Here is a 23,066-nt window from a genome sequence, read left to right on the forward strand (position 1 = left end):
GAACGCAAGCAAGAATGGCTAAGGTATTCGCAATAGCGAACCAAAAAGGTGGTGTGGGTAAAACCACCACCTGTATCAACCTCGCAGCATCGCTGGTCGCGACCAAGCGCCGCGTGCTGCTCATTGACCTTGATCCACAGGGCAACGCCACCATGGGTAGCGGTGTGGATAAACACGGTCTTGAGAATTCGGTCTACGACCTGTTGATCGGTGAATGCGACCTGGCCCAGGCCATGCACATCTCCGAGCACGGTGGTTACCAGTTGCTTCCCGCCAACCGCGATTTGACCGCGGCTGAAGTCGTGCTGCTCGAAATGCAGATGAAGGAAAGCCGTCTGCGTACAGCGCTGGCACCGGTTCGCGAAAGCTACGATTACATCCTGATCGATTGCCCGCCATCGTTGTCGATGCTGACCCTGAACGCGTTGGTGGCTGCTGATGGGGTGATTATCCCCATGCAGTGCGAGTACTTTGCACTCGAAGGCCTGAGCGACCTTGTGGATAACATCAAGCGCATCGCCGAGCTGCTCAATCCGAACCTGAAGATCGAAGGCCTGCTGCGCACCATGTACGACCCGCGCCTGAGCCTGATGAACGATGTTTCGGCGCAGCTCAAGGAACACTTCGGCGAGCAGCTCTACGACACCGTGATTCCGCGCAACATCCGCCTGGCCGAAGCGCCAAGCTATGGCATGCCAGCGCTGGCGTATGACAAAAATTCCCGTGGCGCGATTGCTTACCTTGCCCTGGCGGGCGAGCTGGTTCGTCGTCAACGTCGTTCTACCCGCACGCCTCAGCCAACTTAAGGAATTTCCATGGCCGTCAAGAAACGAGGTCTCGGACGCGGACTGGATGCACTCCTGAGTGGTCCTACGGTCAGCTCGCTGGAAGAGCAAGCGGTCAAGGTTGATCAAAGCGAACTGCAGCACCTGCCCCTGGACCTGATCCAGCGCGGCAAGTACCAGCCTCGTCGAGACATGGATCCGCAGGCGCTTGAAGAACTGGCCAGCTCGATCCGCACCCAGGGCGTGATGCAACCGATCGTGGTGCGCCCGATCGAAGGTAACCGCTTTGAGATCATCGCCGGTGAACGTCGCTGGCGCGCCAGCCAACAGGCCGGCAAGGACACGATCCCGGCGATGGTCAAAGACGTGCCGGACGAAACCGCCATTGCGATGGCGTTGATCGAGAACATTCAGCGTGAAGACCTCAATCCGATCGAGGAAGCTGTCGCCTTGCAGCGTTTGCAGCAAGAGTTCCAGCTGACTCAACAGCAAGTCGCCGACGCTGTGGGTAAGTCCCGGGTGTCTGTGGCTAACTTGTTGCGATTGATTTCGTTGCCGGAAGTGATCAAGACCATGCTGTCCCACGGTGACCTGGAAATGGGTCATGCGCGGGCATTGCTCGGTTTGCCTGATGCTCAGCAGGTTGAAGGGGCGCGACACGTTGTCGCACGAGGCCTGACGGTACGTCAGACTGAAGCCCTGGTTCGCCAGTGGTTGAGTGGCAAACAGGAACCCGCGGAACCGGTTAAAACCGATCCGGACATTGCCAGACTCGAACAGCGTCTGGCTGAGCGGCTGGGCTCTGCGGTGCAGATCCGCCACGGAAAGAAGGGAAAAGGCCAGTTAGTGATTGGTTACAATTCCCTGGATGAGCTGCAAGGAGTGCTTGCTCACATCCGCTGAAACAATTCCTCATGTAGCGCGCAGTCGGAAATCACTACCTGACAGTTGAATAGGGGCTTCGTCGCCCCTATACTCTGCGCGCATTTTGTCGGCACAAATTATGCCAAGTTTTCTGTTTTTGGTAGCCGACCTTTGAGGAGCAGTTGTGATGGAAACCCGCACGCCAAACCGCTTGCCGTTCCATCGCTTGGCGGTTTTTCCGGTTTTGCTGGCTCAATTTGTCGTTTTATTGCTGGCTGCTCTGGGGCTCTGGCAATGGCATGGAGTCGTCGCCGGATATTCAGGACTCTGCGGAGGCCTGATAGCTTTGCTACCCAATGTGTATTTTGCTCACAGGGCTTTTCGGTTTTCCGGCGCCCGAGCAGCGCAAGCCATCGTCCGGTCGTTTTACGCCGGTGAGGCAGGCAAGTTAATTTTGACGGCAGTGCTGTTCGCGCTGACGTTTGCAGGTGTGAAGCCATTGGCGCCGTTAGCAGTATTCGGTGTCTTCGTGCTGACCCAACTGGTCAGTTGGTTCGCTCCCCTGCTAATGAGAACAACACTTTCGAGACCTTAGGGCGTTTGAGGCAACCATGGCAGAAACAACCGCTTCGGGCTATATCCAGCACCACTTACAGAACCTGACCTTTGGGCAGCTACCTGATGGCGGCTGGGGCTTTGCCCACACCGTTGCAGAAGCTAAAGCAATGGGCTTTTGGGCGTTCCACGTCGATACCCTCGGCTGGTCGCTGTTTGTTGGTCTGATTTTCATCCTCGTATTCCGCATGGCGGCCAAGAAGGCAACTTCCGGTCAGCCAGGCGCACTGCAGAACTTCGTTGAAGTACTGGTGGAATTCGTTGATGGCAGCGTAAAAGACAGTTTCCACGGTCGCAGTGCAGTAATCGCACCGCTGGCGCTGACCATTTTCGTGTGGGTGTTCCTGATGAACGCCATCGACTTGATCCCGGTTGACTGGATTCCTCAGTTGGCCATCTTGATCACTGGCGATGAACACTTCCCGTTCCGTGCCGTACCGACGACTGATCCAAACGCGACCATGGGCATGGCCCTGTCGGTGTTTGCACTGATCATCTTCTACAGCATCAAGATCAAGGGCATCGGTGGCTTTATCGGTGAACTGACCCTGCACCCATTCGGCAGCAAGAACATTTTTGTTCAGGCGCTGCTGATTCCGGTGAACTTCCTGCTCGAATTCGTGACGTTGATTGCCAAGCCTATTTCGTTGGCTCTGCGTCTGTTCGGCAACATGTACGCTGGCGAGCTGGTGTTTATCCTGATCGCCGTGATGTTCGGCAGCGGCCTGCTTTGGCTTAGCGGTCTGGGCGTGGTGCTGCAATGGGCGTGGGCTGTATTCCACATCCTGATCATCACCTTGCAAGCGTTCATCTTCATGATGTTGACCATCGTCTACCTGTCGATGGCACACGAAGATAATCACTAAGATCCGCTTCGGCGAATCTGGTGCTCCTCTCACCTTCGGGTGAGAGGGCGTCGCAAAATGATTTTGTTTTACCGCTTTAATCTAAAAACCTAAACCATACGACGTAAAAGTCGGGAGGAAAGATGGAAACTGTAGTTGGTCTAACCGCTATCGCTGTTGCACTGTTGATCGGCCTGGGCGCACTGGGTACCGCAATTGGTTTCGGCCTGTTGGGTGGCAAGTTCCTGGAAGGCGCAGCGCGTCAACCAGAAATGGTTCCAATGCTGCAAGTTAAAATGTTCATCGTTGCCGGTCTGCTCGACGCCGTAACCATGATCGGTGTTGGTATCGCACTGTTCTTCACCTTCGCTAATCCTTTCGTTGGTCAACTCGCTGGCTAATCACTCGAATTTTCGAGTTGATTAGAGTGATGGACAACGAACGAGCGAGGTGTTGGCGTGAACATTAATGCAACCCTGATTGGCCAGTCCGTTGCGTTCTTCATTTTTGTACTGTTTTGCATGAAGTTCGTGTGGCCTCCGGTCATCGCGGCATTGCAAGAACGTCAGAAGAAGATTGCGGCTGGACTGGACGCTGCTAACCGAGCAGCTCGCGACCTGGAGTTGGCCCAAGATAAAGCGGGTCAACAACTGCGCGAAGCTAAGGCTCAAGCAGCTGAAATCATTGAGCAAGCCAAGAAACGCGGTACTCAGATCGTAGACGAAGCCCGTGAACAGGCTCGCGTTGAAGCTGACCGTGTGAAGGCTCAGGCTCAGGCCGAGATCGAACAGGAACTGAACAGCGTCAAAGACGCCCTGCGTGCCCAACTGGGTACCCTGGCTGTTGAAGGCGCAGAGAAGATCCTGGGTGCCACAATCGATCAAAACGCGCACGCGGAGCTGGTTACTAAACTGGCTGCTGAAATTTAAGCGAGGGCGATCATGGCAGAATTGACCACGTTGGCCCGACCTTACGCTAAGGCAGCCTTCGAGCACGCCCAGGCCCACCAGCAACTGGCCTCTTGGTCAGCCATGCTCGGCCTGGCTGCAGCAGTGTCGCAAGACGACACTATGCAGCGCGTGCTCAAGGCCCCGCGACTGACGAGCGCAGAAAAGGCCGCCACGTTTATTGACGTGTGCGGCGACAAGTTCACTGTAGAAGCACAGAACTTCATCAACGTCGTTGCCGAAAACGACCGTCTCCCGCTGTTGCCGGAGATCGCCGCTCTGTTTGACCTGTACAAGGCCGAACAAGAGAAGTCGGTAGACGTTGAAGTCACCAGTGCTTTTGCATTGAACCAAGAACAGCAAGACAAACTCGCCAAGGTTCTCAGTGCACGACTCGACCGGGAAGTGCGCCTGCAAGTTGCGGAGGATGCCAGCCTTATAGGTGGTGTCATCATCCGCGCCGGCGACCTGGTTATCGATGGCTCGGTTCGCGGGAAACTCGCAAGCCTTGCCGAAGCATTGAAATCTTGAGTTTGAAGGGGCAGCAGAGCAATGCAGCAACTCAATCCTTCCGAAATAAGTGAAATTATCAAGGGCCGCATCGAAAAACTCGATGTGACCTCCCAAGCCCGTAACGAAGGCACTGTCGTCAGCGTATCTGACGGTATTGTGCGGATTCACGGTCTGGCCGACGTAATGTACGGCGAGATGATCGAGTTTCCGGGCAGCGTCTTCGGTATGGCTCTCAACCTCGAGCAAGACTCTGTAGGTGCCGTAGTACTGGGCGCATACACGACTCTGGCTGAAGGCATGAGCGCCAAGTGCACTGGCCGTATCCTGGAAGTTCCGGTTGGTAAGGAACTGCTGGGTCGCGTTGTCGACGCACTGGGTAACCCAGTTGATGGCAAAGGTCCACTGGGCAACACCGAGACTGATGCAGTCGAGAAAGTTGCTCCAGGCGTGATCTGGCGTAAGTCGGTAGACCAGCCTGTACAGACTGGCTACAAGGCTGTCGATGCCATGATCCCTGTCGGCCGTGGCCAGCGTGAGCTGATCATCGGTGACCGTCAGATCGGTAAAACCGCTCTGGCGATCGACGCGATCATCAACCAGAAGAACAGCGGCATTTTCTGTGTATACGTAGCGATCGGTCAGAAGCAATCGACCATCGCCAACGTGGTTCGCAAGCTGGAAGAAAACGGCGCGCTGGCTAACACCATCGTCGTTGCTGCCAGTGCTTCCGAATCCGCAGCGCTGCAGTTCCTGGCACCGTACTCCGGTTGCACCATGGGCGAATACTTCCGCGACCGCGGTGAAGACGCGCTGATCGTTTATGACGATCTGTCCAAGCAAGCAGTGGCTTACCGCCAGATTTCCCTGCTGCTGCGCCGTCCACCAGGCCGTGAAGCTTACCCAGGCGACGTGTTCTATCTCCACTCCCGTCTTCTGGAGCGCGCATCCCGCGTATCCGAAGAATACGTAGAGAAGTTCACCAACGGCGCAGTGACCGGCAAAACCGGTTCCCTGACCGCACTGCCGATCATCGAAACCCAGGCTGGCGACGTTTCCGCGTTCGTTCCGACCAACGTGATTTCCATCACCGACGGTCAGATCTTCCTGGAATCGGCCATGTTCAACTCCGGGATCCGTCCTGCAGTGAACGCCGGTGTTTCGGTATCCCGTGTGGGTGGTGCCGCTCAGACCAAGATCATCAAGAAGCTGTCCGGTGGTATCCGTACCGCTCTGGCTCAGTACCGTGAACTGGCAGCATTTGCCCAGTTCGCTTCTGACCTGGACGAAGCGACCCGTAAGCAACTTGAGCATGGTCAGCGCGTTACCGAGCTGATGAAGCAGAAGCAATACGCACCAATGTCGATCGCTGACATGGCGCTGTCGCTGTATGCCGCTGAGCGTGGGTTCCTGACTGACGTCGAAATCACCAAGGTCGGTAGCTTTGAACAAGCGCTGATTGCTTACTTCAACCGCGATCACGCCGAGCTAATGGCGAAGATCAACGTTAAAGGTGACTTCAATGACGAAATCGACGCTGGCATCAAAGCCGGTATCGAGAAGTTCAAGTCCACCCAAACCTGGTAAGCCGCAGCGGGAGCCGCAAGGCTCCCGCTTGCTAACCTGATAGGTGTTACATGGCAGGCGCAAAAGAGATTCGCAGTAAGATTGCGAGCATCAAAAGCACGCAAAAGATTACCAGCGCCATGGAAAAAGTGGCGGTCAGCAAAATGCGCAAGGCACAAATGCGCATGGCTGCTAGCCGTCCTTATGCGGAGCGTATCCGCCAGGTTATTGGGCATTTGGCCAACGCCAACCCGGAATACCGCCACCCGTTCATGATCGACCGCGAAGTTAAGCGTGTGGGTTATGTGGTTGTGAGCAGTGACCGTGGTTTGTGCGGTGGTTTGAATACCAACCTGTTCAAGGCTTTGGTCAAGGACATGGCGGTAAACCGTGAAAACGGCGTCGAGATTGATCTGTGCGTGGTCGGCAGCAAAGGTGCGGCATTTTTCCGTAACTTCGGCGGTAACGTCGTCGCTGCTATCAGCCATCTGGGTGAAGAACCGTCGATCAATGATTTGATCGGCAGCGTTAAGGTGATGCTGGATGCTTACCTGGAAGGCCGTATTGACCGCCTGTCCGTGGTATCCAACAAGTTCATCAACACCATGACGCAACAGCCTACTGTGGAGCAATTGATTCCACTGGTGGCGACCCCGGATCAAGAACTCAAGCACCACTGGGACTATCTCTACGAACCGGATGCCAAAGAGCTGCTAGACGGCTTGATGGTGCGTTACGTGGAGTCGCAGGTGTACCAGGCGGTGGTCGAGAACAGTGCAGCTGAACAAGCTGCGCGGATGATCGCAATGAAGAACGCCACTGATAACGCCGGTGACTTGATCAGCGATTTGCAGCTGATCTACAACAAGGCGCGTCAGGCTGCGATCACCCAAGAGATCTCGGAAATCGTCGGCGGCGCTGCCGCGGTTTAACGGTTCAAATATTCAGAGGATCCAGCTATGAGTAGCGGACGTATCGTTCAAATCATCGGCGCCGTGATCGACGTGGAATTTCCACGCGAAAACGTACCGAGCATCTACAACGCGCTGAAAGTACAAAGCGCGGCCGGAACCACTCTGGAAGTTCAGCAACAGCTGGGCGACGGCGTGGTTCGTACCATTGCGATGGGTTCCACCGAGGGCTTGAAGCGCGGTCTGGAAGTCACCGACTCTGGCGCAGCCATCTCCGTTCCAGTAGGTAAAGCTACCCTGGGCCGGATCATGGACGTTCTGGGCAACCCGATCGACGAAGCTGGCCCGATTGACACCGAAGAGCGTTGGGGCATTCACCGCCCAGCACCGTCCTTCGCTGAGCAAGCTGGCGGCAACGACCTGCTGGAAACCGGTATCAAGGTTATCGACCTGATCTGCCCGTTTGCAAAAGGCGGTAAGGTTGGTCTGTTCGGTGGTGCCGGTGTAGGCAAAACCGTAAACATGATGGAACTGATCCGTAACATCGCCATGGAACACAGCGGTTACTCTGTGTTTGCTGGTGTGGGCGAGCGTACCCGTGAGGGTAACGACTTCTACCACGAGATGAAGGATTCCAGCGTACTGGACAAAGTGGCACTGGTTTACGGTCAGATGAACGAGCCGCCGGGTAACCGTCTGCGCGTAGCACTGACCGGCCTGACCATGGCCGAGAAGTTCCGTGACGAAGGTAACGACGTACTGTTGTTCGTTGACAACATCTACCGTTACACCTTGGCCGGTACTGAAGTATCCGCACTGCTGGGCCGTATGCCTTCGGCAGTAGGTTACCAGCCGACTCTGGCTGAAGAGATGGGTACTCTGCAAGAGCGCATCACTTCGACCAAAAACGGTTCGATCACTTCGATCCAAGCGGTATACGTACCTGCGGATGACTTGACTGACCCGTCGCCTGCGACCACGTTTGCCCACTTGGACGCTACCGTCGTTCTGTCCCGTGACATCGCTTCCCTGGGTATCTACCCAGCAGTAGATCCACTGGATTCGACTTCGCGCCAGCTGGACCCGAACGTAATCGGCCAGGAACACTACGACACCGCTCGCGGCGTTCAGTACGTGTTGCAGCGTTACAAAGAACTGAAGGACATCATTGCGATCCTGGGTATGGACGAGCTGTCGGAAACCGACAAGCAGTTGGTATCCCGCGCTCGTAAGATCCAGCGTTTCTTGTCTCAGCCGTTCTTCGTGGCTGAAGTCTTCACTGGCGCTTCGGGTAAATACGTTTCCCTGAAAGACACCATTGCTGGCTTCAAAGGCATCCTCAACGGTGACTACGACCACCTGCCAGAACAAGCGTTCTACATGGTCGGCGGCATCGAAGAAGCGATCGAGAAAGCCAAGAAACTGTAATTCCAGCGCCCGGCAACGGGCGCTAATCAGGTTGAGGCAATCAGATGGCTAATATGATGACAGTCCATTGCGATATCGTCAGTGCGGAAGGAGAAATCTTTTCCGGTCAGGTCGAGATGGTGATTGCGCACGGCAGCCTGGGTGATCTTGGTATCGCTCTGGGTCACGCTCCGCTGATCACTGAACTCAAGCCAGGTCCGATCCGCCTGATCAAGCTGGGCGGGGAATCGGAGGTGTTTTACATCTCCGGTGGTTACCTCGAGGTTCAGCCGAACATGGTCAAGGTTCTTGCCGACACCGTGCAACGTGCTGCCGACCTGGATGAAGCCTCCGCTCAGGAAGCCGTAAAGGCTGCCGAGAAGGCACTGAACGAAAAAGGCGCAGATTTCGATTACGGATCTGCTGCTGCACGTCTGGCCGAAGCCGCAGCTCAGCTGCGCACCGTCCAGCAAATCCGCAAGAAGTTTGGCGGCTAAGCCTCCTGTCTTATTGTGTGATTGATTAAAAAGGGTAGCCTCGGCTACCCTTTTTCTTTTTCCGCGAAATACTTTTTGGTCGCAACCGCTGACCACCCAGGATTGGTAGCCAGTCATGTCTCTCGATATCGTTATTCTCGCCGCAGGTCAGGGCACCCGCATGCGTTCTGCCCTGCCCAAGGTTCTGCACCCCGTGGCAGGCAACTCCATGCTTGGCCATGTTATCCACAGCGCTCGTCAGCTTGAACCGACCCGCATCCACGTCGTCATTGGTCACGGAGCCGAACTGGTACGTGAACGCCTGGCTGCTGATGACCTGAACTTTGTGCTGCAAGACAAGCAACTGGGTACCGGCCATGCCGTGGCTCAGGCGCTACCATTTCTGACCGCAGAAAACGTGTTGATCCTGTACGGCGATGTACCGCTGATCGAGGTCGAGACCCTGCAACGTCTGCTCAAGCAAGTTGGCCCCGAGCAACTGGGCCTGCTGACTGTCAACCTGGCCGACCCGACTGGTTATGGTCGTATCGTGCGTGATGCGGATGGCAAGGTGTGTGCGATTGTTGAGCACAAGGACGCAACCGAAGCCGAACGTACAATTACCGAAGGCAACACCGGGATCCTCGCCTTGCCGACCCGTCGCCTGGCTGACTGGATGAGCCGTCTGTCGAACAACAACGCACAGGGCGAGTACTACCTGACCGACGTAATCGCCATGGCGGTTAGCGATGGTTTGGTCGTGGCCACCGAGCATGCCCTTGACCCGATGGAAGTGCAGGGCGCCAACGATCGTAAACAACTCAGTGAGCTGGAACGTCATTACCAGTTGCGCGAAGCCCGTCGCCTGATGGCCTTGGGTGTGACCTTGCGTGACCCGGCGCGTTTCGATGTGCGCGGTGAAGTCACCGTGGGTCGTGATGTGCTGATCGATATCAACGTGATTCTTGAAGGTCGCGTGGTTATTGAGGACGACGTGGTCATCGGTCCGAATTGCGTAATCAAGGACAGCACCTTGCGCAAAGGTGTTGTGGTCAAGGCCAATAGCCATCTCGACGGTGCCGTGATGGGCGAGAACAGTGATGCCGGTCCGTTCGCTCGTCTGCGCCCGGGCAGTGTGCTGGATGCCCGTGCCCATGTGGGTAACTTTGTCGAATTGAAAAACGCCCACTTGGGTGAAGACGCCAAATGCGGTCACCTGACTTATCTGGGCGATGCCGAGGTCGGCCCGCGCACCAATATCGGTGCTGGCACCATCACCTGCAACTACGATGGCGCCAACAAGTGGAAGACCGTGTTGGGCGCTGATGTATTTATTGGTTCGAACAACTCGTTGGTTGCACCTGTGGATATCTCCAACGGTGCTACCACTGCTGCAGGCTCGACCATCAATCAGGATGTTGCCGCGGAGCAACTGGCCGTTGGTCGTGCGCGCCAGCGCAACATTGATGGCTGGAAGCGTCCGGTTAAACAGCCAAAGCCTTGATTTAAAGTTATCCACAGATAGGCGATGATGATTTAAGGTTATTAACAAGTCATCCTATAACTGTTTTAAATCAATAAGTTACCTAAAGCCTTATTCATGCCCTGTGGATAAGGCTTTGTTTTTTGCGGGCTTAAATAAGCGTTTTGGCCAATGAACACAGGCCCATATCGACTTATTCACAGAAAATAGCCCACAACATTTTCTTGACGAAGGTTTCGAGATACGGTTTCATTGCTTTCGTTATCTTTCGAAACGAAACTTAAGCCGTTATGTCCAAACGTAATACGCCACAACGCAGACACAACATCCTGGCCATGCTTGCCGAGCAGGGCGAAGTCAGTGTGGATGAACTGGCCAAGCGCTTCGAAACCTCTGAGGTTACGATTCGCAAGGATCTGGCTGCACTCGAAAGTAACGGGCTTTTATTGCGTCGTTATGGCGGCGCGATCACCATGCCGCAAGAACTGGTCAGTGATGTCCCTCAGCCAGTTTCTCTTTATAAGCAAGCCATTGCCCGTGCAGCGGTTGGCCTGATTAAAGAGCATGCGCGCATCATCATCGACAGCGGCAGCACCACGGCCTCGATGATTCCACAACTGGGCCTGCAACCTGGCCTGGTAGTGATGACCAACTCCCTGCACGTCGCCAATGCACTCAGTGAACTGGAACATGAGCCTGTATTGCTGATGACCGGGGGCACCTGGGATCCGCACTCCGAGTCCTTTCAGGGACAGGTTGCCGAACAGGTGTTGCGCTCATACGACTTCGATCAACTGTTCATCGGTGCAGACGGCATAGACCTGCAGCGCGGCACGACAACTTTTAACGAGTTGTTGGGTCTGAGCCGGGTCATGGCTGACGTCGCGCGTGAAGTGATCGTGATGGTCGAGTCGGACAAGATTGGTCGAAAAATACCCAACCTGGAACTGCCCTGGAGCAGCGTCCATACCCTTATTACCGATGATCGCCTGCCCCTTGAGGCACGCGAACAGATTCAGGCCCGGGGCATAACATTGTTATGCGCGGCCCTAAGCTAGGAGAACTTTATGTGTGGAATCGTTGGCGCAGTCGCTGAACGTAATATCACGGCCATTCTGCTGGAAGGCCTGAAACGTCTTGAATACCGTGGTTACGACAGCGCAGGTGTGGCTGTTTTCACCAACAACGGCACCCTGGAACGCATGCGCCGCAACGGCAAAGTGGCCGAGCTGGAACAAGCTCTGGCCGGTGAGCCATTGGCCGGTCGTCTGGGCATTGCCCATACCCGTTGGGCCACCCACGGTGCGCCGTGCGAGCGTAACGCTCACCCGCATTTCTCCGGTTCCGATCTGGCTGTTGTGCACAACGGCATCATCGAAAACCATGAAGCCCTGCGTGAGCAGCTCAAAGGCTTGGGCTATGTGTTTACCTCGGACACTGACACCGAAGTCATTGCCCACCTGCTAAACCACAAACTCAAAGATCACAGCGACCTGACCGAGGCCCTCAAGGCCACCGTTAAAGAGTTGCACGGTGCCTACGGCCTGGCTGTGATCAGCGCCAAGCAACCGGATCGTCTGGTTGCAGCCCGCAGCGGCAGCCCGCTGGTGATTGGCCTGGGCCTGGGTGAAAACTTCCTGGCCTCCGACCAATTGGCACTGCGTCAGGTCACTGACCGTTTCATGTACCTGGAAGAAGGCGATATCGCTGAAATCCGTCGTGACAGCGTGCAGATCTGGGACGTAAACGGTCAGAGCGTTCAACGCGAAGCCGTGCAATACAGCGATGGCGCCGAAGCGGCCGACAAGGGCGAGTATCGCCACTACATGCTCAAGGAAATCCACGAGCAACCAGCAGTAGTTCAACGCACCCTGGAAAACCGCCTGGGTGCTGACCATGTACTGGTTCAAGCTTTCGGTCCACAAGCGAAGGAATTGTTCGCCAAGGTTCGCAATGTTCAGATCGTCGCCTGTGGTACCAGCTACCACGCTGGCATGGTTGCCCGTTACTGGCTCGAAAGCCTGGCAGGCATTCCGTGCCAGGTTGAAGTGGCCAGCGAGTTCCGCTACCGCAAAGTTGTGGTGCAACCGGACACCCTGTTTGTTTCGATCTCGCAATCGGGCGAAACCGCTGACACCCTGGCAGCACTGCGCAATGCAAAAGAATTGGGCTTCCTCGGTAGCCTGGCGATTTGCAACGTAGGTATCAGCTCGCTGGTTCGTGAGTCGGATCTGACGCTGCTAACCCAAGCCGGTCGCGAAATCGGTGTGGCTTCCACCAAGGCATTTACCACCCAGCTGGTAGGCCTGTTGCTGCTGACCCTGTCTCTGGGCCAGGTGCGCGGCACCCTGGAAGAGGGCGTTGAAGCACAGCTGGTAGAAGAACTGCGTCGTTTGCCAGCGCGTCTGGGCGAAGCCCTGGCGATGGATTCGGTGGTTGAAAAAGTGGCTGAATTGTTTGCCGATAAACATCACACCCTGTTCCTGGGCCGTGGCGCTCAGTTCCCGGTGGCAATGGAAGGTGCACTCAAGCTCAAAGAAATTTCGTACATCCACGCTGAAGCGTACCCGGCGGGCGAGTTGAAGCACGGCCCTCTGGCACTTGTGGATAACGATATGCCGGTAGTGACCGTTGCTCCGAACAATGAGCTGTTGGAGAAACTTAAATCCAACCTGCAAGAAGTGCGTGCCCGCGGTGGCGAGCTGATTGTGTTTGCTGATGAACAAGCCGGTATGAGCAACGGCGAAGGCACCCATGTGATCAACATGCCGCATATCCACGATGTGCTGGCGCCGATCCTCTACACCATCCCGCTGCAATTGCTGTCGTACTACGTGGCCGTGCTTAAAGGCACTGACGTGGACCAGCCGCGTAACCTGGCTAAATCCGTGACTGTGGAATAAATCACAGCCGGGACTCTACTCAGTGGTTTAGAGAGTTAAAACTGTCGCGAATGAAGGGAGCCACTTACTGGCTCCCTTCTTCGACAGATCCCCTTCTTCCAGGTTGCTTGACCAACACTGAGGGAAAGAATCAATTACAGGTGGAAATGGCCCGCAGCCTCTGGCTGGTAAAGCACTTTCCTGATCTCAATTCGGCGGGTCCGATCAGAAATTCGCCAGTCTATGGCGTCCCCCTCCTGATAGCCCAGGATGGCAGCACCAATGTCGGAATACACAGAGTGCTTCCCGGCGTTACTGTCCGCGTCTTCCGGGTAGACCAAGGCCACTTCGATCTCTTCGTCGTCCAGTTGCACTAAAGCCCTGGAGTTCATCGTGACGACATTGCCCGCCACCTGCTGCGGCTTGACGACAATGGCTCGTTCAAGCTCATGTTCGAGCTCAACAACCGTCGGACCTTGCTCCAGAGCGATTAGACTCTCGAGCCTGGCCTTGTCGATTTCAGTGATGTAGATCCTGGTGGAGTCGCCAACGGTACCTTCGCGCAAGAGCTGGAGATAGCGCCCCGCTGCCATGGAAAATGACTTCAATGTGGGCGTTTCGCTTTCAAGCACAAAGCCGCTGCGCAGAAAGGCTTTTACCGAGCGCGTGTTGTCCGGGTGGATCTTGGCGATGAGCTTCTTGGCCCGCATGTCGAGGAAGGCCAGTTTCATGCCTTCGCGGATCGTGCGGGCGCCAAGGTTTCGGCCCCATTTGTCGCTGTCTCCGATGACCAGGACTATCTCGCAATTTGAGCCGGTCTTGATCAGACGGACAAAGCCTACCGGGGCGTCATGCCGGTCATAAGCCATGAAGAATCGGCCACCCTGGTTGAACAGATGGGTCAGGATTGGCAATTGGGTTCTATCAATGGCTTGCTCGATGGAGCGGGAGACATGACGTGAATCGCTCAGATAACAGGTGACGCGCTCATCTTCCAACCAATCCATCAACGTCAACGCATGCGCCCGAGTAACTTCCGGGCACAGCGAAATGAAAGGCTTGTTCATCTTCACCACACTTATTTTCAAGGGATGAAAGCCCTTCATGGCTACGGCCATGACGGTTCTTTCGGCAACCGGCTATTTTAAGACATAACGCAAGTAATGCCGAATGGTCGGGAGAGTTCGGGGATATCTTCGTTTTACCCTTTGATCCGACCCAGAGCCGCGCCGCAAGCAGCGCCAGCAAATGTACGTGGATGTCTTGTGGTTTCTGGGTTGTGGATAACTTCAGCAAGGAGCTGGCATGCTTTACACCAATGCGCTGAAACAATTGGATATGCAGGATATTTCGATTGTCTTGCTGTTGATCGAAAATCGCAGCGCCAAGCGTGTGGCAGAAATGTTGAATCTCAGCCAATCAAGCATCAGTTACAGCCTGAAAAAACTCCGCCACTGTTTCGACGACAAACTCTTCGAGAACACCGACGGCGCCATGCAACCCACGGCACGGGTGCTGGCGATCAAGCCCTATCTGCAAAACATCCTGCAGTGCATCAATCAGTGCGCCAAGGAAGGAGCAGGGCAGGGCACCGCGCTGCGTCAGTGGAATATCACTGCCCCTGAATATTTTGAAATTCTCATGTTGCCTGCATTGTTGCAGCAGGTGCGTTCGACCGGGCGCAACTGGGCGTTGAGTGTGAGCCGCCTGGGCCAGGATTTGCCCATCAATGAGTTATTGGCTTCTGACACCGACGTTTGCTTTGGCTTCGGCCCGGGCTATCACCAACGGCATCCGTTGCTGGGCTATCGCAGCCTTACTGAAGATTCTTTTGTGTGCCTGTCCAGCGTGGCAAAACATCAGGCTAAATCTTTTTTGGATATTGATGAGTTTTGTGACACGCCGCACATATTTCCAACGCCGTGGCTGTCGGAAAAAAACATGGTGGATGGCTGGCTGGAAAAACAGTCGCGGCGTAGAAATATTTTTACCCGGGCCAACTCCTATCACGCCGGGGTCAATGTTTTATTGGCGGTGCCGGCACTGATCGTGATCCCGAAAAAAATAGTGGCGACGTTGAATGTGCCGCCAAACATTAAAGTTCTCCAACCGCCGCCCGGTTTTCCGACTTTCACTCTGGACATGATCTGGAGCCGTGAACGAATCATCCACAGCGACTTTCATGAGTTGGAAGGGTTGATCGAAAAAATAAAAAAATAAATTTCAGGTGCGCAAAATCGCCTGCGGGTGCTGGTGTGCGCTATACATTCCCACTGCTTATCCCGCAGGGTAGGGCACGGCCATGAACTGAAAAGGAATTTTCGATGATCAAGCGATTTATCAAACCCGCCCGCACCGGTGCGGTTTTTCTAGTGACTTGCCTGGCGGCTTCCATCGCCTGTGCCAGCGATAAAACCAGTTACCCGGACGCCGCTGCCAGCGACCCGGCGAAGCTGGGCTGGATGGTCGGTGCACCGCCCCCGCCGGATCGCATCGTGCGCTTTGCCGACGGCAGTTATTTCCAGTTTCCCGCCATGCGCTGGAGTGTTTCCAACTTCCGTCAATTGATGCCTACCACCAATGTCTCCCGTGGCCTGGGTGCGCCCGTGCCGCTGGCCAGAGCCTTGCGCACGGATATCGACGCCTTGACCTTCGTGCCACTGGGCAGCAAGGAGCCGATGACCTGGGAACAGTCGCTGGCGGCGAACTACACCGACGGCATTGTGGTGCTGCACCGCGGCAAAATTGTTTATGAGCGTTACTTTGGTGTGCTGACCCCCGAAGGCCAGCACGGCGCCATGTCGATGACCAAGTCCGTGGTGGGCACGATGGGCGCGATGCTGGTGGCTGATGGCACGCTGGATGCCAATAAAAAAATTGCTGAGTATGTACCCGAGCTGGCCAAGTCGGCCTTTGGCAACGCCACCCTGCGCCAGGTGCTGGACATGACCACGGGGCTTAAATACAGCGAAGATTATGCCGACCCCAATGCGGAAGTCTGGAAGCATGCCCAGGCGGGCAATCCGCTCCCCAAACCCAAGGACTACACCGGCCCGCAAAGTTATATGGAATATTTGCAGACGGTCGAGCCGGAGGGGGAGCACGGCGAGGCCTTCGCTTATAAAACCGTGAACACCGATGTGCTGGGCTGGGTCATTGCACGAGTGACAGGGCGTAACGTTGCGCAATTGCTCTCGGAAAAAATCTGGCAGCGCATTGGCGCTGAACAATCGGCCTATTTCACCGTGGATTCAATCGGTACCCCGTTTGCGGGGGGTGGTTTGAATACCGGGCTACGGGACATGGCCCGCTTTGGAGAAATGATCCGTAACAATGGTCAGTATCTCGGCAAGCAAATCGTACCCAAGGCGGTTGTCGATGACATTCGTGGTGGCGGCGATAAAGCGGCCTTTGCCAAAGCCGGTTATGACTTGCTCAAGGGCGCCAGCTATCGCGACATGTGGTGGGTGACGCACAACGCGGATGGTGCCTTTATGGCGCGCGGTGTTTACGGTCAGCGCACCTACATTGACCCGAAAGCCGAAATGGTTATTGTGCGTTATGCCTCCAACCCGGTTGCCAGCAACTCGGCTAACGATCCGGTGACTATTCCTGCATTTGAAGCCCTGGCCAAACAGTTGATGACTCACCCGGACTGATAGCGCCAAAAAACGCTGGGAGTCGTGCTTGACCGGCTCCCACAACGGTGTTTCGTCGTTTTTAAACCAAGATGAAGAATCCGTAAGCTCGACAAAAGTTTCATCATTTCTGCGATATCGTAACTAGATATTTCATAAGTGAGTGTTTCCATGCGTGTCGATTTAGAGGCAGAGGAGGGCCGGCTCGAGTCTTTGCCTCGTTTCCAAAGCGCCAGCGCACAGGCTCGTCAGCTCTATCTACTGGGGGTAGTGCTGGCAGTCCTGGCGTTGCTGGCGTGGGTGCTGGCATTTTTTATAGGTCTGTTTTCATCGGAATCGCTGTGGCCGGTGCTGCTGGGCAATAACGCAGCAGCCATGCTGGTGCTGGCCGCAGGCGTTCAATCGGCTTACTGGGTGGCGGATTGGCGCAATGACGCACTCAACCCCGCACCACAGGTGGCTGAGGTCGCTCCCGACGAACAGTTGCGTGGCATTGAACGTTTTAACCAGCGGATTGATGCCGGGGCAAAACAGGTGCTGGCCACCATCGGCGCGCCCGTTTTGTGGCTGGCAGGCGTGAGCGGTGTCGCCTGGTGGAGCGTCCAGCACACCTGGAACCTGGCTTTACCCGGTTTGGCTCTGGGAACCTGGGGCAGTGTCGCGGCTGGCATTGCGGTGCTGTGCGCGTTTGCACTGTTAGTGTTCGAACGTTTCCTGGCGCAGCAACACCCTGGCCAATGGCCGGAGGCGCGTTTGCTGGCACCGTTGGTTCGCGTGCCCATCCTCACTTTGCTCCTGAGCGCCGTGTGCCTGATTTTCAGCAGCGACGATGCGGTGTGGCCTGCCCGCCTCGCGGTGCTGACCGGGTTGCTACCTGCTGCCGTGGCTATTGAGCTGATTCTGAGGGCGCTGGCTGCACTGTTCATCCCGCGCCGCGACAAACTAGAACCGCGCATGATCGGGCAAAGCTTTGTCGCTGGTATGTTGCGTTGGCCGCCTCAGCCATTGCTGACGCTGCAGAGCGAATTGCATAACCGGTTCGGCATCGACCTGCGCCAAATCTGGGCTTTTACCTTTATGCGCAAAGCGTTTTTCCCGGTGCTGGCGGTGGTTGCTGCTGTTGGCTGGGTGCTGAGCGGTGTGAGTGAAATCCCGCTGCAAGGTCGAGGGATTTATGAGCGCTTTGGTGAGCCGGTTGAAGTGTTGGGCCCGGGTTTGCACGTGGGCCTGCCATGGCCTTTTGGGCGAGTCCTGGCGGTGGAAAACGGTGTGGTACATGAGTTGGCCACTAGCACAGAATCGACTGTCGATCCGCTACTCACGCCTGCCGATGGTTTACCACCGCTTACCGCCAATCGCCTGTGGGATGCCACCCATGTGAATGACAAGTCCCAGGTGATTGCCAGCGACAGTGGCGACAAACAGGGCTTTCAGATCGTCAATATGGACGTGCGTTTTGTCTATCGCATTGGCCTGAGCGACCACGCCGCCATTGCCGCCACTTATCACAGTGCTGATGTACCGACGCTTATTCGCACTACCGCCAGCCGCATTCTGGTACACGACTTTGCCTCTCGGACGCTTGATGGTGTGCTCGGTGAGCAGCGCAGTGCGCTGGCCGATGATATAGGCCACGCCGTGCAGGCTGATCTGGATGGCCTGGACAGCGGGGTGGAAATTCTTGCCACCGTGGTTGAAGCCATCCACCCACCTGCCGGGGCCGCCAATGCCTATCACGGTGTGCAGGCAGCACAGATCAGCGCGCAGGCCCTGATTGCCCGCGAACGGGGCGCGGCCAGTGAACAAGCCAATGTGGCGCAATTGCAGGCCAGCGTTGCCCTGGATCAAGCCCATGCGCTGGCGCGTGAAATAAATGCCACCGCACTGACAGCTGATCTGCGCTTTGGCGCCGAGCAAAAAGCCTACGCCAGTGCCGGTCATGCGTTCCTTTTGGAACAGTACCTGAGCCAGTTAAGCCAGGGGCTGAACAATGCCCGATTGCTGATCCTCGACCATCGCCTTGGGGGCAGCAGTGCGCCGACCCTCGACCTGCGTTCTTTCACGCTGCCGGCCGATCCTGTCGCGCCGCGTAAAGCTGCTCAGTAAGGAGTCTTCTCTTGTCTCAATCCCACGATCACAGCAGCCATCATCATGGCTGTTCCCACCACGGTCATCACCATCATGACGATACCCTTGAGCCAAGCCCCTTCCCGTGGCGACGCATGGGCTGGGCGGCATTGCTGGTGCTGTTCGCCATCGCCGCGGCGAGCCTGGTGCAAGTACGTTCCGGCGAAGCCACGGTAATTACCCGCTTTGGCAACCCGGCCCGGGTGCTGCTGGAGCCCGGTCTGGGCTGGCGCTGGCCGGCGCCATTTGAAGTCAGCGTGCCGGTGGATCTGCGTTTGCGCACCACCTCCAGCGGCCTGCAGGACGTGGGCACTCGCGATGGTCTGCGGATTATTGTGCAGGCCTATGTGGCCTGGCAGGTGCAGCCCGATGCCGAGAATGTGCAGCGCTTTATGCGCGCCGTACAAAATCAGCCTGACGAAGCGGCGCGGCAGATCCGTACATTTGTGGGGTCGGCACTGGAAACGACGGCTGCCAGTTTTGATCTTTCAAGCCTGGTGAACACCGATGCCAGCCAGGTCAAAATTGCCGACTTTGAAGCGCAATTGCGTCAGCAGATCGAACAGCAATTGCTCAACACCTATGGTGTGCGTGTGCTGCAAGTGGGCGTGGAGCGCCTGACTTTGCCATCGGTCACGCTCACGGCGACGGTTGACCGCATGCGTGCCGAGCGCGAAACCATCGCCACGGAGCGCACCGCCGCAGGCAAGCGCGAAGCGGCGCAAATCCGCTCCGCTGCCGAACGCGATGCGCGCATCCTGCAGGCCGATGCGAGCATCAAGGCCGCGGATATCGAAGCGCAGTCGCGGGTAGAAGCCGCGCAGATTTATGGTCGTGCCTATGCCAGTTCGCCCGCGCTGTACAACGAACTGCGCGCGCTCGATACGCTGGGAACAATGGTTAATCCCGGCACAAAAATTATTTTGCGCACCGATGCCGCACCCTTCCGGGTACTGGTCGATGGCCCGCCGAAGCTGGATGCCAAGGCTGGATCGCAGCCATGAGCCAGGCACCTGATGAAATCAAAGGTGTCAGCAGCCCATGGCAACAGGCGGGGCGACTGGCATTTTTGGGCCTGTACGCGGTGACTGTATTCGCGGCGGTTGCCTGGGGGTTTTCCAATGTGCGTCAGATCGATCCGCAAAATCGTGCCGTGGTATTGCGCATGGGCGCGTTGGACCGTATCCAGAATGCCGGCTTGTTGTGGGCGTGGCCAAAGCCTTTCGAGCAAGTGGTGATCGTCCCCGCAGCAGACCGCGTGAGTGAACGCCGGATTGAAAATCTGCTGCGCTCGGATGTGGCGTTGCAGGCCGATCGAAAAGCTTCGTTCGCCACGCCGGTCAGCGATGCGCTGGCCGGTTCCGGGTATTTGCTGACCGGTGATGCTGGCGTGGTGCAACTGGATGTACGGGTGTTTTACAACGTCACCGAGCCCTATGCGTTTGTGCTGCAAGGTGAGCATGTACTGCCTGCGCTGGACCGGTTGGTGACACGTAGCGCCGTTGCGCTGACCGCCGCCCGTGATCTGGACACGATTCTGGTGGCGCGCCCGGAACTGATCGGCAGCGACAGCCAGGCAGCTGAACGCCGTGAGCGCCTGCGCGGTGATCTGGTGCAAGGCATCAACCAACAACTCGCATCCCTGAGTGCCACCGGGCAGGGGATTGGTTTGCAAGTGGTACGGGTGGATGTGCAATCGAGTTTGCCGGGCCCTGCGGTGAATGCCTTCAATGCGGTACTGACGGCCAGCCAGCATGCGGAGCAAGCGGTGGCTGCAGCGCGCAATGAAGCGGCCAAAGTCACCCAATCGGCCACCCAGCAGGCTGATCGCAGTGTCGAGCAGGCCCAGGCCCAGGCCAGCGAGCGTCTGGCCAAGGCTCAGGCAGATACGTCTACCATCATCAACCTGGCCAAGGTACAGCAGGCCGGCAATGACTCTGGCTTGATGTTGCGCCTGTACCGCGAACGCATGCCCAAGATTCTGGGGCAGGCCGGTTCTGTCACCAGCGTCGATCCCAACGATGATTCCCGCCTGATTATTCAGGGAGCCGAACAATGAATGCGTCTGCCACTCAACCCGCCGTGAGCCTGTTGACGGGTCCCGAACAACGTCGCGCAGCACGCCAACTGACACTGGCCATGCTGGCGCTGGGCTTGTTGGGTTTAGGGCTGGTATGGCGCTGGCTGATGCCCGCGCAAATCGGCGTCAGTCAGTTGCTGCTGGGTTTTGCTTCAATATTGGTGGCCGTGCCGGTCATGCGTTCGGCCTGGTACAGCCTGCGCTACCCGAGCCTGCACGGGATTACCGACCAGTTAATTGCCTTGGCCATGCTCGGCGCCTGGGCCACCGGCGATTTGCTGACGGCGGCTTTGCTGCCGATCATCATGATTTTTGGCCATGTGCTGGAAGAGCGCAGTGTGATTGGCTCCCAGGAAGCGATCCATGCCCTGGGCAAACTGACCCGCAGCCAGGCGCGTTTATTTCAGGCTGACGGCAGTTTGCTGGAAGTCGACAACGCCACCCTTAAAAGCGGCGATCAGGTAGAGGTGCGCGCTGGAGATCGGGTGCCCGCCGATGGTCTGGTACTGGCAGGGCAGGCCAGCCTGGATACGGCCTCTATTACCGGTGAGTCAGTGCCGCTGGAAGTCGGTAGCGGCATGCCGGTCTTTGGTGGGGCCATCAACCTCGATGGTTTACTGCGGGTACAGGTTACCCGCACCGGTGAAGAATCGACATTAGGTAAAGTCATCGCCCTGATGCAAAGCGCCGAGCGCGCCAAGCCGCCGATCACCCGTTTGCTTGAACGCTATGCTGGCAGTTATATGGTGTTGGTGTTGATGATTGCAGCAGTGACCTGGTTTATCACCAACGATGCCCAGGCCATGCTGGCAGTGCTCGTGGCTGCGTGCCCTTGTGCGCTGGTGTTGTCGGCACCGGCGACGGCGATTGCCGGGATTGCCGTGGCGGCGCGCCACGGGATCTTGATCCGTAGTTCGGCGTTTCTGGAAGAGCTGGCAGACCTCAGCTCATTGGTTGTGGATAAAACCGGTACCCTGACCTACGGCACTTTGCGCCTGCAAGCGATCGAAACCGATGTGCTGCACGAGCAACCGCTGCTGCAACTGGCCGCCAGTTTGGGCGCCGCCAGCAGCCACCCGGTGAGCCGGGCGCTGGCCGGGTTGGTGAGCCACGAGCAGATGCTCCCCCTCAATGATGTGCGCGAGCGACAAGGGTTGGGCATTGTGGCCAGCACCGGGCAGGGTGAAGCAGCGTTGGGCCGTCCTGAATTGTTCAGTCAATTGAACATCACCACCAGTGCCGTGCCTGACCACGATGGCCCTATTGCCGGGCTTTCCCTCAATGGCAATTTCCTGGGCTGGCTGTTGCTGGCAGATAGCGTAAAACCCGAAGCCCGACAGGCGTTAAGTGAATTACGTGAACTGGGGCTTGGGCGCCAGGTGCTGCTGACCGGCGACCGCCAGAGCGTGGCCGAGCATTTGGCGCACACTGTGGGCATCAACGAAGTTCAAGCGCAGGCACTGCCCGAAGACAAGCTCGAACGTGTGCTGAGTGAAATCGGCAACGGCTTTCGGCCTATGGTGGTGGGCGATGGTATCAACGATTCGCTGGCGCTCAAGGCCGGTGTGGTGGGGGTTGCCATGGGCGCCGGTGGCGCGGATATCGCGCTGGCGTCATCGGATATCGTGTTGATCGGCAGCGATTTGCGTCGGCTGGGCACCTGCGTGCGCCTGAGCCGTGAGTGCCGGCATACTTTGCAGGTCAATGTGATCATCGGCCTGGGCTGGACCCTGGCGATTGTCGCGGCGGCGGCGTTTGGCTGGCTGGGGGCCGCCGGCGCGATGATCGCCGCGGTGTTGCATAACCTCAGCACATTGCTGGTGCTGGGCAATGCTGGGCGTTTGCTGCGGTTTCATGAACCCCTGCAGCCGTTGAAGTTGGCTTGAAAGTGATTCGGATAAACGGTCGCGCCCGCTCTAGCATCGACCTC

General features: G+C 56.9%; 21 protein-coding genes. 20 read left to right on the plus strand and 1 reads right to left on the minus strand.

What is annotated here, in order from left to right; genetic code table 11:
• The first annotated feature begins 14 nt into the window (after positions 1-14).
• The 14 genes from GHN92_RS05945 to glmS all read left to right on the plus strand — a co-directional run bounded on the left by GHN92_RS05945 (position 15) and on the right by glmS (position 13,312).
• Entirely contained in the window at positions 15-806 is a 792-nt protein-coding gene (locus GHN92_RS05945; protein ID WP_094999575.1) for a ParA family protein, read from the plus strand.
• A 9-nt stretch (positions 807-815) separates the two neighbouring features.
• On the plus strand, positions 816-1,688 hold the full coding sequence (locus GHN92_RS05950) for a ParB/RepB/Spo0J family partition protein (RefSeq protein WP_094999574.1): 873 nt from the start codon (positions 816-818) through the stop codon (positions 1,686-1,688).
• A gap of 148 nt (positions 1,689-1,836) precedes the next feature.
• Entirely contained in the window at positions 1,837-2,244 is a 408-nt protein-coding gene (locus GHN92_RS05955) for a F0F1 ATP synthase subunit I (RefSeq protein WP_003437994.1), read from the plus strand.
• 16 nt (positions 2,245-2,260) lie between these two features.
• Positions 2,261-3,130 (plus strand): F0F1 ATP synthase subunit A, encoded by an 870-nt coding sequence (atpB, locus tag GHN92_RS05960; RefSeq protein ID WP_086799500.1) that lies wholly within the window; start codon positions 2,261-2,263, stop codon positions 3,128-3,130.
• 122 nt (positions 3,131-3,252) lie between these two features.
• Positions 3,253-3,510: a F0F1 ATP synthase subunit C gene (atpE, locus tag GHN92_RS05965; protein ID WP_002555987.1), complete on the plus strand. Its 258-nt coding sequence runs from the start codon at positions 3,253-3,255 to the stop codon at positions 3,508-3,510.
• A 57-nt stretch (positions 3,511-3,567) separates the two neighbouring features.
• The gene (locus GHN92_RS05970; protein WP_094999573.1) at positions 3,568-4,038 is read left to right on the plus strand and encodes a F0F1 ATP synthase subunit B; all 471 of its coding nucleotides are present in this window, start codon (positions 3,568-3,570) and stop codon (positions 4,036-4,038) included.
• Between the two features lie 12 nt (positions 4,039-4,050).
• Positions 4,051-4,587, plus strand: a complete 537-nt coding sequence (locus GHN92_RS05975; RefSeq protein ID WP_016782875.1) for a F0F1 ATP synthase subunit delta — start codon at positions 4,051-4,053, stop codon at positions 4,585-4,587.
• A gap of 21 nt (positions 4,588-4,608) precedes the next feature.
• Complete coding sequence (atpA, locus tag GHN92_RS05980) at positions 4,609-6,153, plus strand: F0F1 ATP synthase subunit alpha (RefSeq protein ID WP_153379690.1); 1,545 nt, start codon at positions 4,609-4,611, stop codon at positions 6,151-6,153.
• 50 nt (positions 6,154-6,203) lie between these two features.
• A complete protein-coding gene (gene atpG, locus GHN92_RS05985; protein WP_003438003.1) occupies positions 6,204-7,064 on the plus strand; it encodes a F0F1 ATP synthase subunit gamma in 861 nt (286 codons plus the stop codon).
• Between the two features lie 27 nt (positions 7,065-7,091).
• Entirely contained in the window at positions 7,092-8,471 is a 1,380-nt protein-coding gene (gene atpD / locus GHN92_RS05990; RefSeq protein WP_016782877.1) for a F0F1 ATP synthase subunit beta, read from the plus strand.
• A gap of 56 nt (positions 8,472-8,527) precedes the next feature.
• Positions 8,528-8,947 (plus strand): F0F1 ATP synthase subunit epsilon, encoded by a 420-nt coding sequence (locus GHN92_RS05995; RefSeq protein WP_029611653.1) that lies wholly within the window; start codon positions 8,528-8,530, stop codon positions 8,945-8,947.
• Positions 8,948-9,062: 115 nt separating this feature from the next.
• The gene (gene glmU, locus GHN92_RS06000; RefSeq protein ID WP_094999572.1) at positions 9,063-10,430 is read left to right on the plus strand and encodes a bifunctional UDP-N-acetylglucosamine diphosphorylase/glucosamine-1-phosphate N-acetyltransferase GlmU; all 1,368 of its coding nucleotides are present in this window, start codon (positions 9,063-9,065) and stop codon (positions 10,428-10,430) included.
• 269 nt (positions 10,431-10,699) lie between these two features.
• Positions 10,700-11,467, plus strand: coding sequence for a DeoR/GlpR family DNA-binding transcription regulator (locus GHN92_RS06005; RefSeq protein WP_088378585.1), 768 nt, complete (start codon positions 10,700-10,702; stop codon positions 11,465-11,467).
• Positions 11,468-11,476: 9 nt separating this feature from the next.
• Entirely contained in the window at positions 11,477-13,312 is a 1,836-nt protein-coding gene (gene glmS / locus GHN92_RS06010) for a glutamine--fructose-6-phosphate transaminase (isomerizing) (RefSeq protein ID WP_094999571.1), read from the plus strand.
• 134 nt (positions 13,313-13,446) lie between these two features.
• Here the strand turns inward: glmS and GHN92_RS06015 are convergent, their stop codons facing one another.
• Positions 13,447-14,409: a bifunctional GNAT family N-acetyltransferase/nucleoside diphosphate kinase regulator gene (locus GHN92_RS06015; protein WP_094999570.1), complete on the minus strand. Its 963-nt coding sequence runs from the start codon at positions 14,407-14,409 to the stop codon at positions 13,447-13,449.
• A 187-nt stretch (positions 14,410-14,596) separates the two neighbouring features.
• Here GHN92_RS06015 and GHN92_RS06020 point away from each other — a divergent pair, with 187 nt between their 5' ends.
• From GHN92_RS06020 to GHN92_RS06045, 6 genes are all read left to right on the plus strand, one after another.
• Positions 14,597-15,511, plus strand: coding sequence for a LysR family transcriptional regulator (locus GHN92_RS06020; RefSeq protein ID WP_153379692.1), 915 nt, complete (start codon positions 14,597-14,599; stop codon positions 15,509-15,511).
• A 104-nt stretch (positions 15,512-15,615) separates the two neighbouring features.
• Positions 15,616-16,950, plus strand: coding sequence for a serine hydrolase (locus GHN92_RS06025; RefSeq protein ID WP_153379694.1), 1,335 nt, complete (start codon positions 15,616-15,618; stop codon positions 16,948-16,950).
• 150 nt (positions 16,951-17,100) lie between these two features.
• Complete coding sequence (gene hflK / locus GHN92_RS06030; RefSeq protein ID WP_094999567.1) at positions 17,101-19,035, plus strand: protease modulator HflK; 1,935 nt, start codon at positions 17,101-17,103, stop codon at positions 19,033-19,035.
• A gap of 11 nt (positions 19,036-19,046) precedes the next feature.
• Positions 19,047-20,060: a protease modulator HflC gene (hflC, locus tag GHN92_RS06035; RefSeq protein ID WP_094999566.1), complete on the plus strand. Its 1,014-nt coding sequence runs from the start codon at positions 19,047-19,049 to the stop codon at positions 20,058-20,060.
• Positions 20,057-21,115, plus strand: a complete 1,059-nt coding sequence (gene hflK / locus GHN92_RS06040; RefSeq protein ID WP_153379696.1) for a protease modulator HflK — start codon at positions 20,057-20,059, stop codon at positions 21,113-21,115. Before hflC ends, hflK (GHN92_RS06040) begins: the two co-directional genes overlap by 4 nt.
• Complete coding sequence (locus GHN92_RS06045) at positions 21,112-23,022, plus strand: cation-translocating P-type ATPase (RefSeq protein ID WP_095020595.1); 1,911 nt, start codon at positions 21,112-21,114, stop codon at positions 23,020-23,022. The genes hflK (GHN92_RS06040) and GHN92_RS06045 overlap by 4 nt, the downstream gene beginning before the upstream one ends.
• The last annotated feature ends 44 nt before the right edge of the window (positions 23,023-23,066 follow it).

The sequence above is a fragment of the Pseudomonas sp. FSL R10-2964 genome, from assembly GCF_009600035.1.
In the GTDB taxonomy this organism is placed as follows: Bacteria; Pseudomonadota; Gammaproteobacteria; order Pseudomonadales; family Pseudomonadaceae; genus Aquipseudomonas; species Aquipseudomonas bubulae.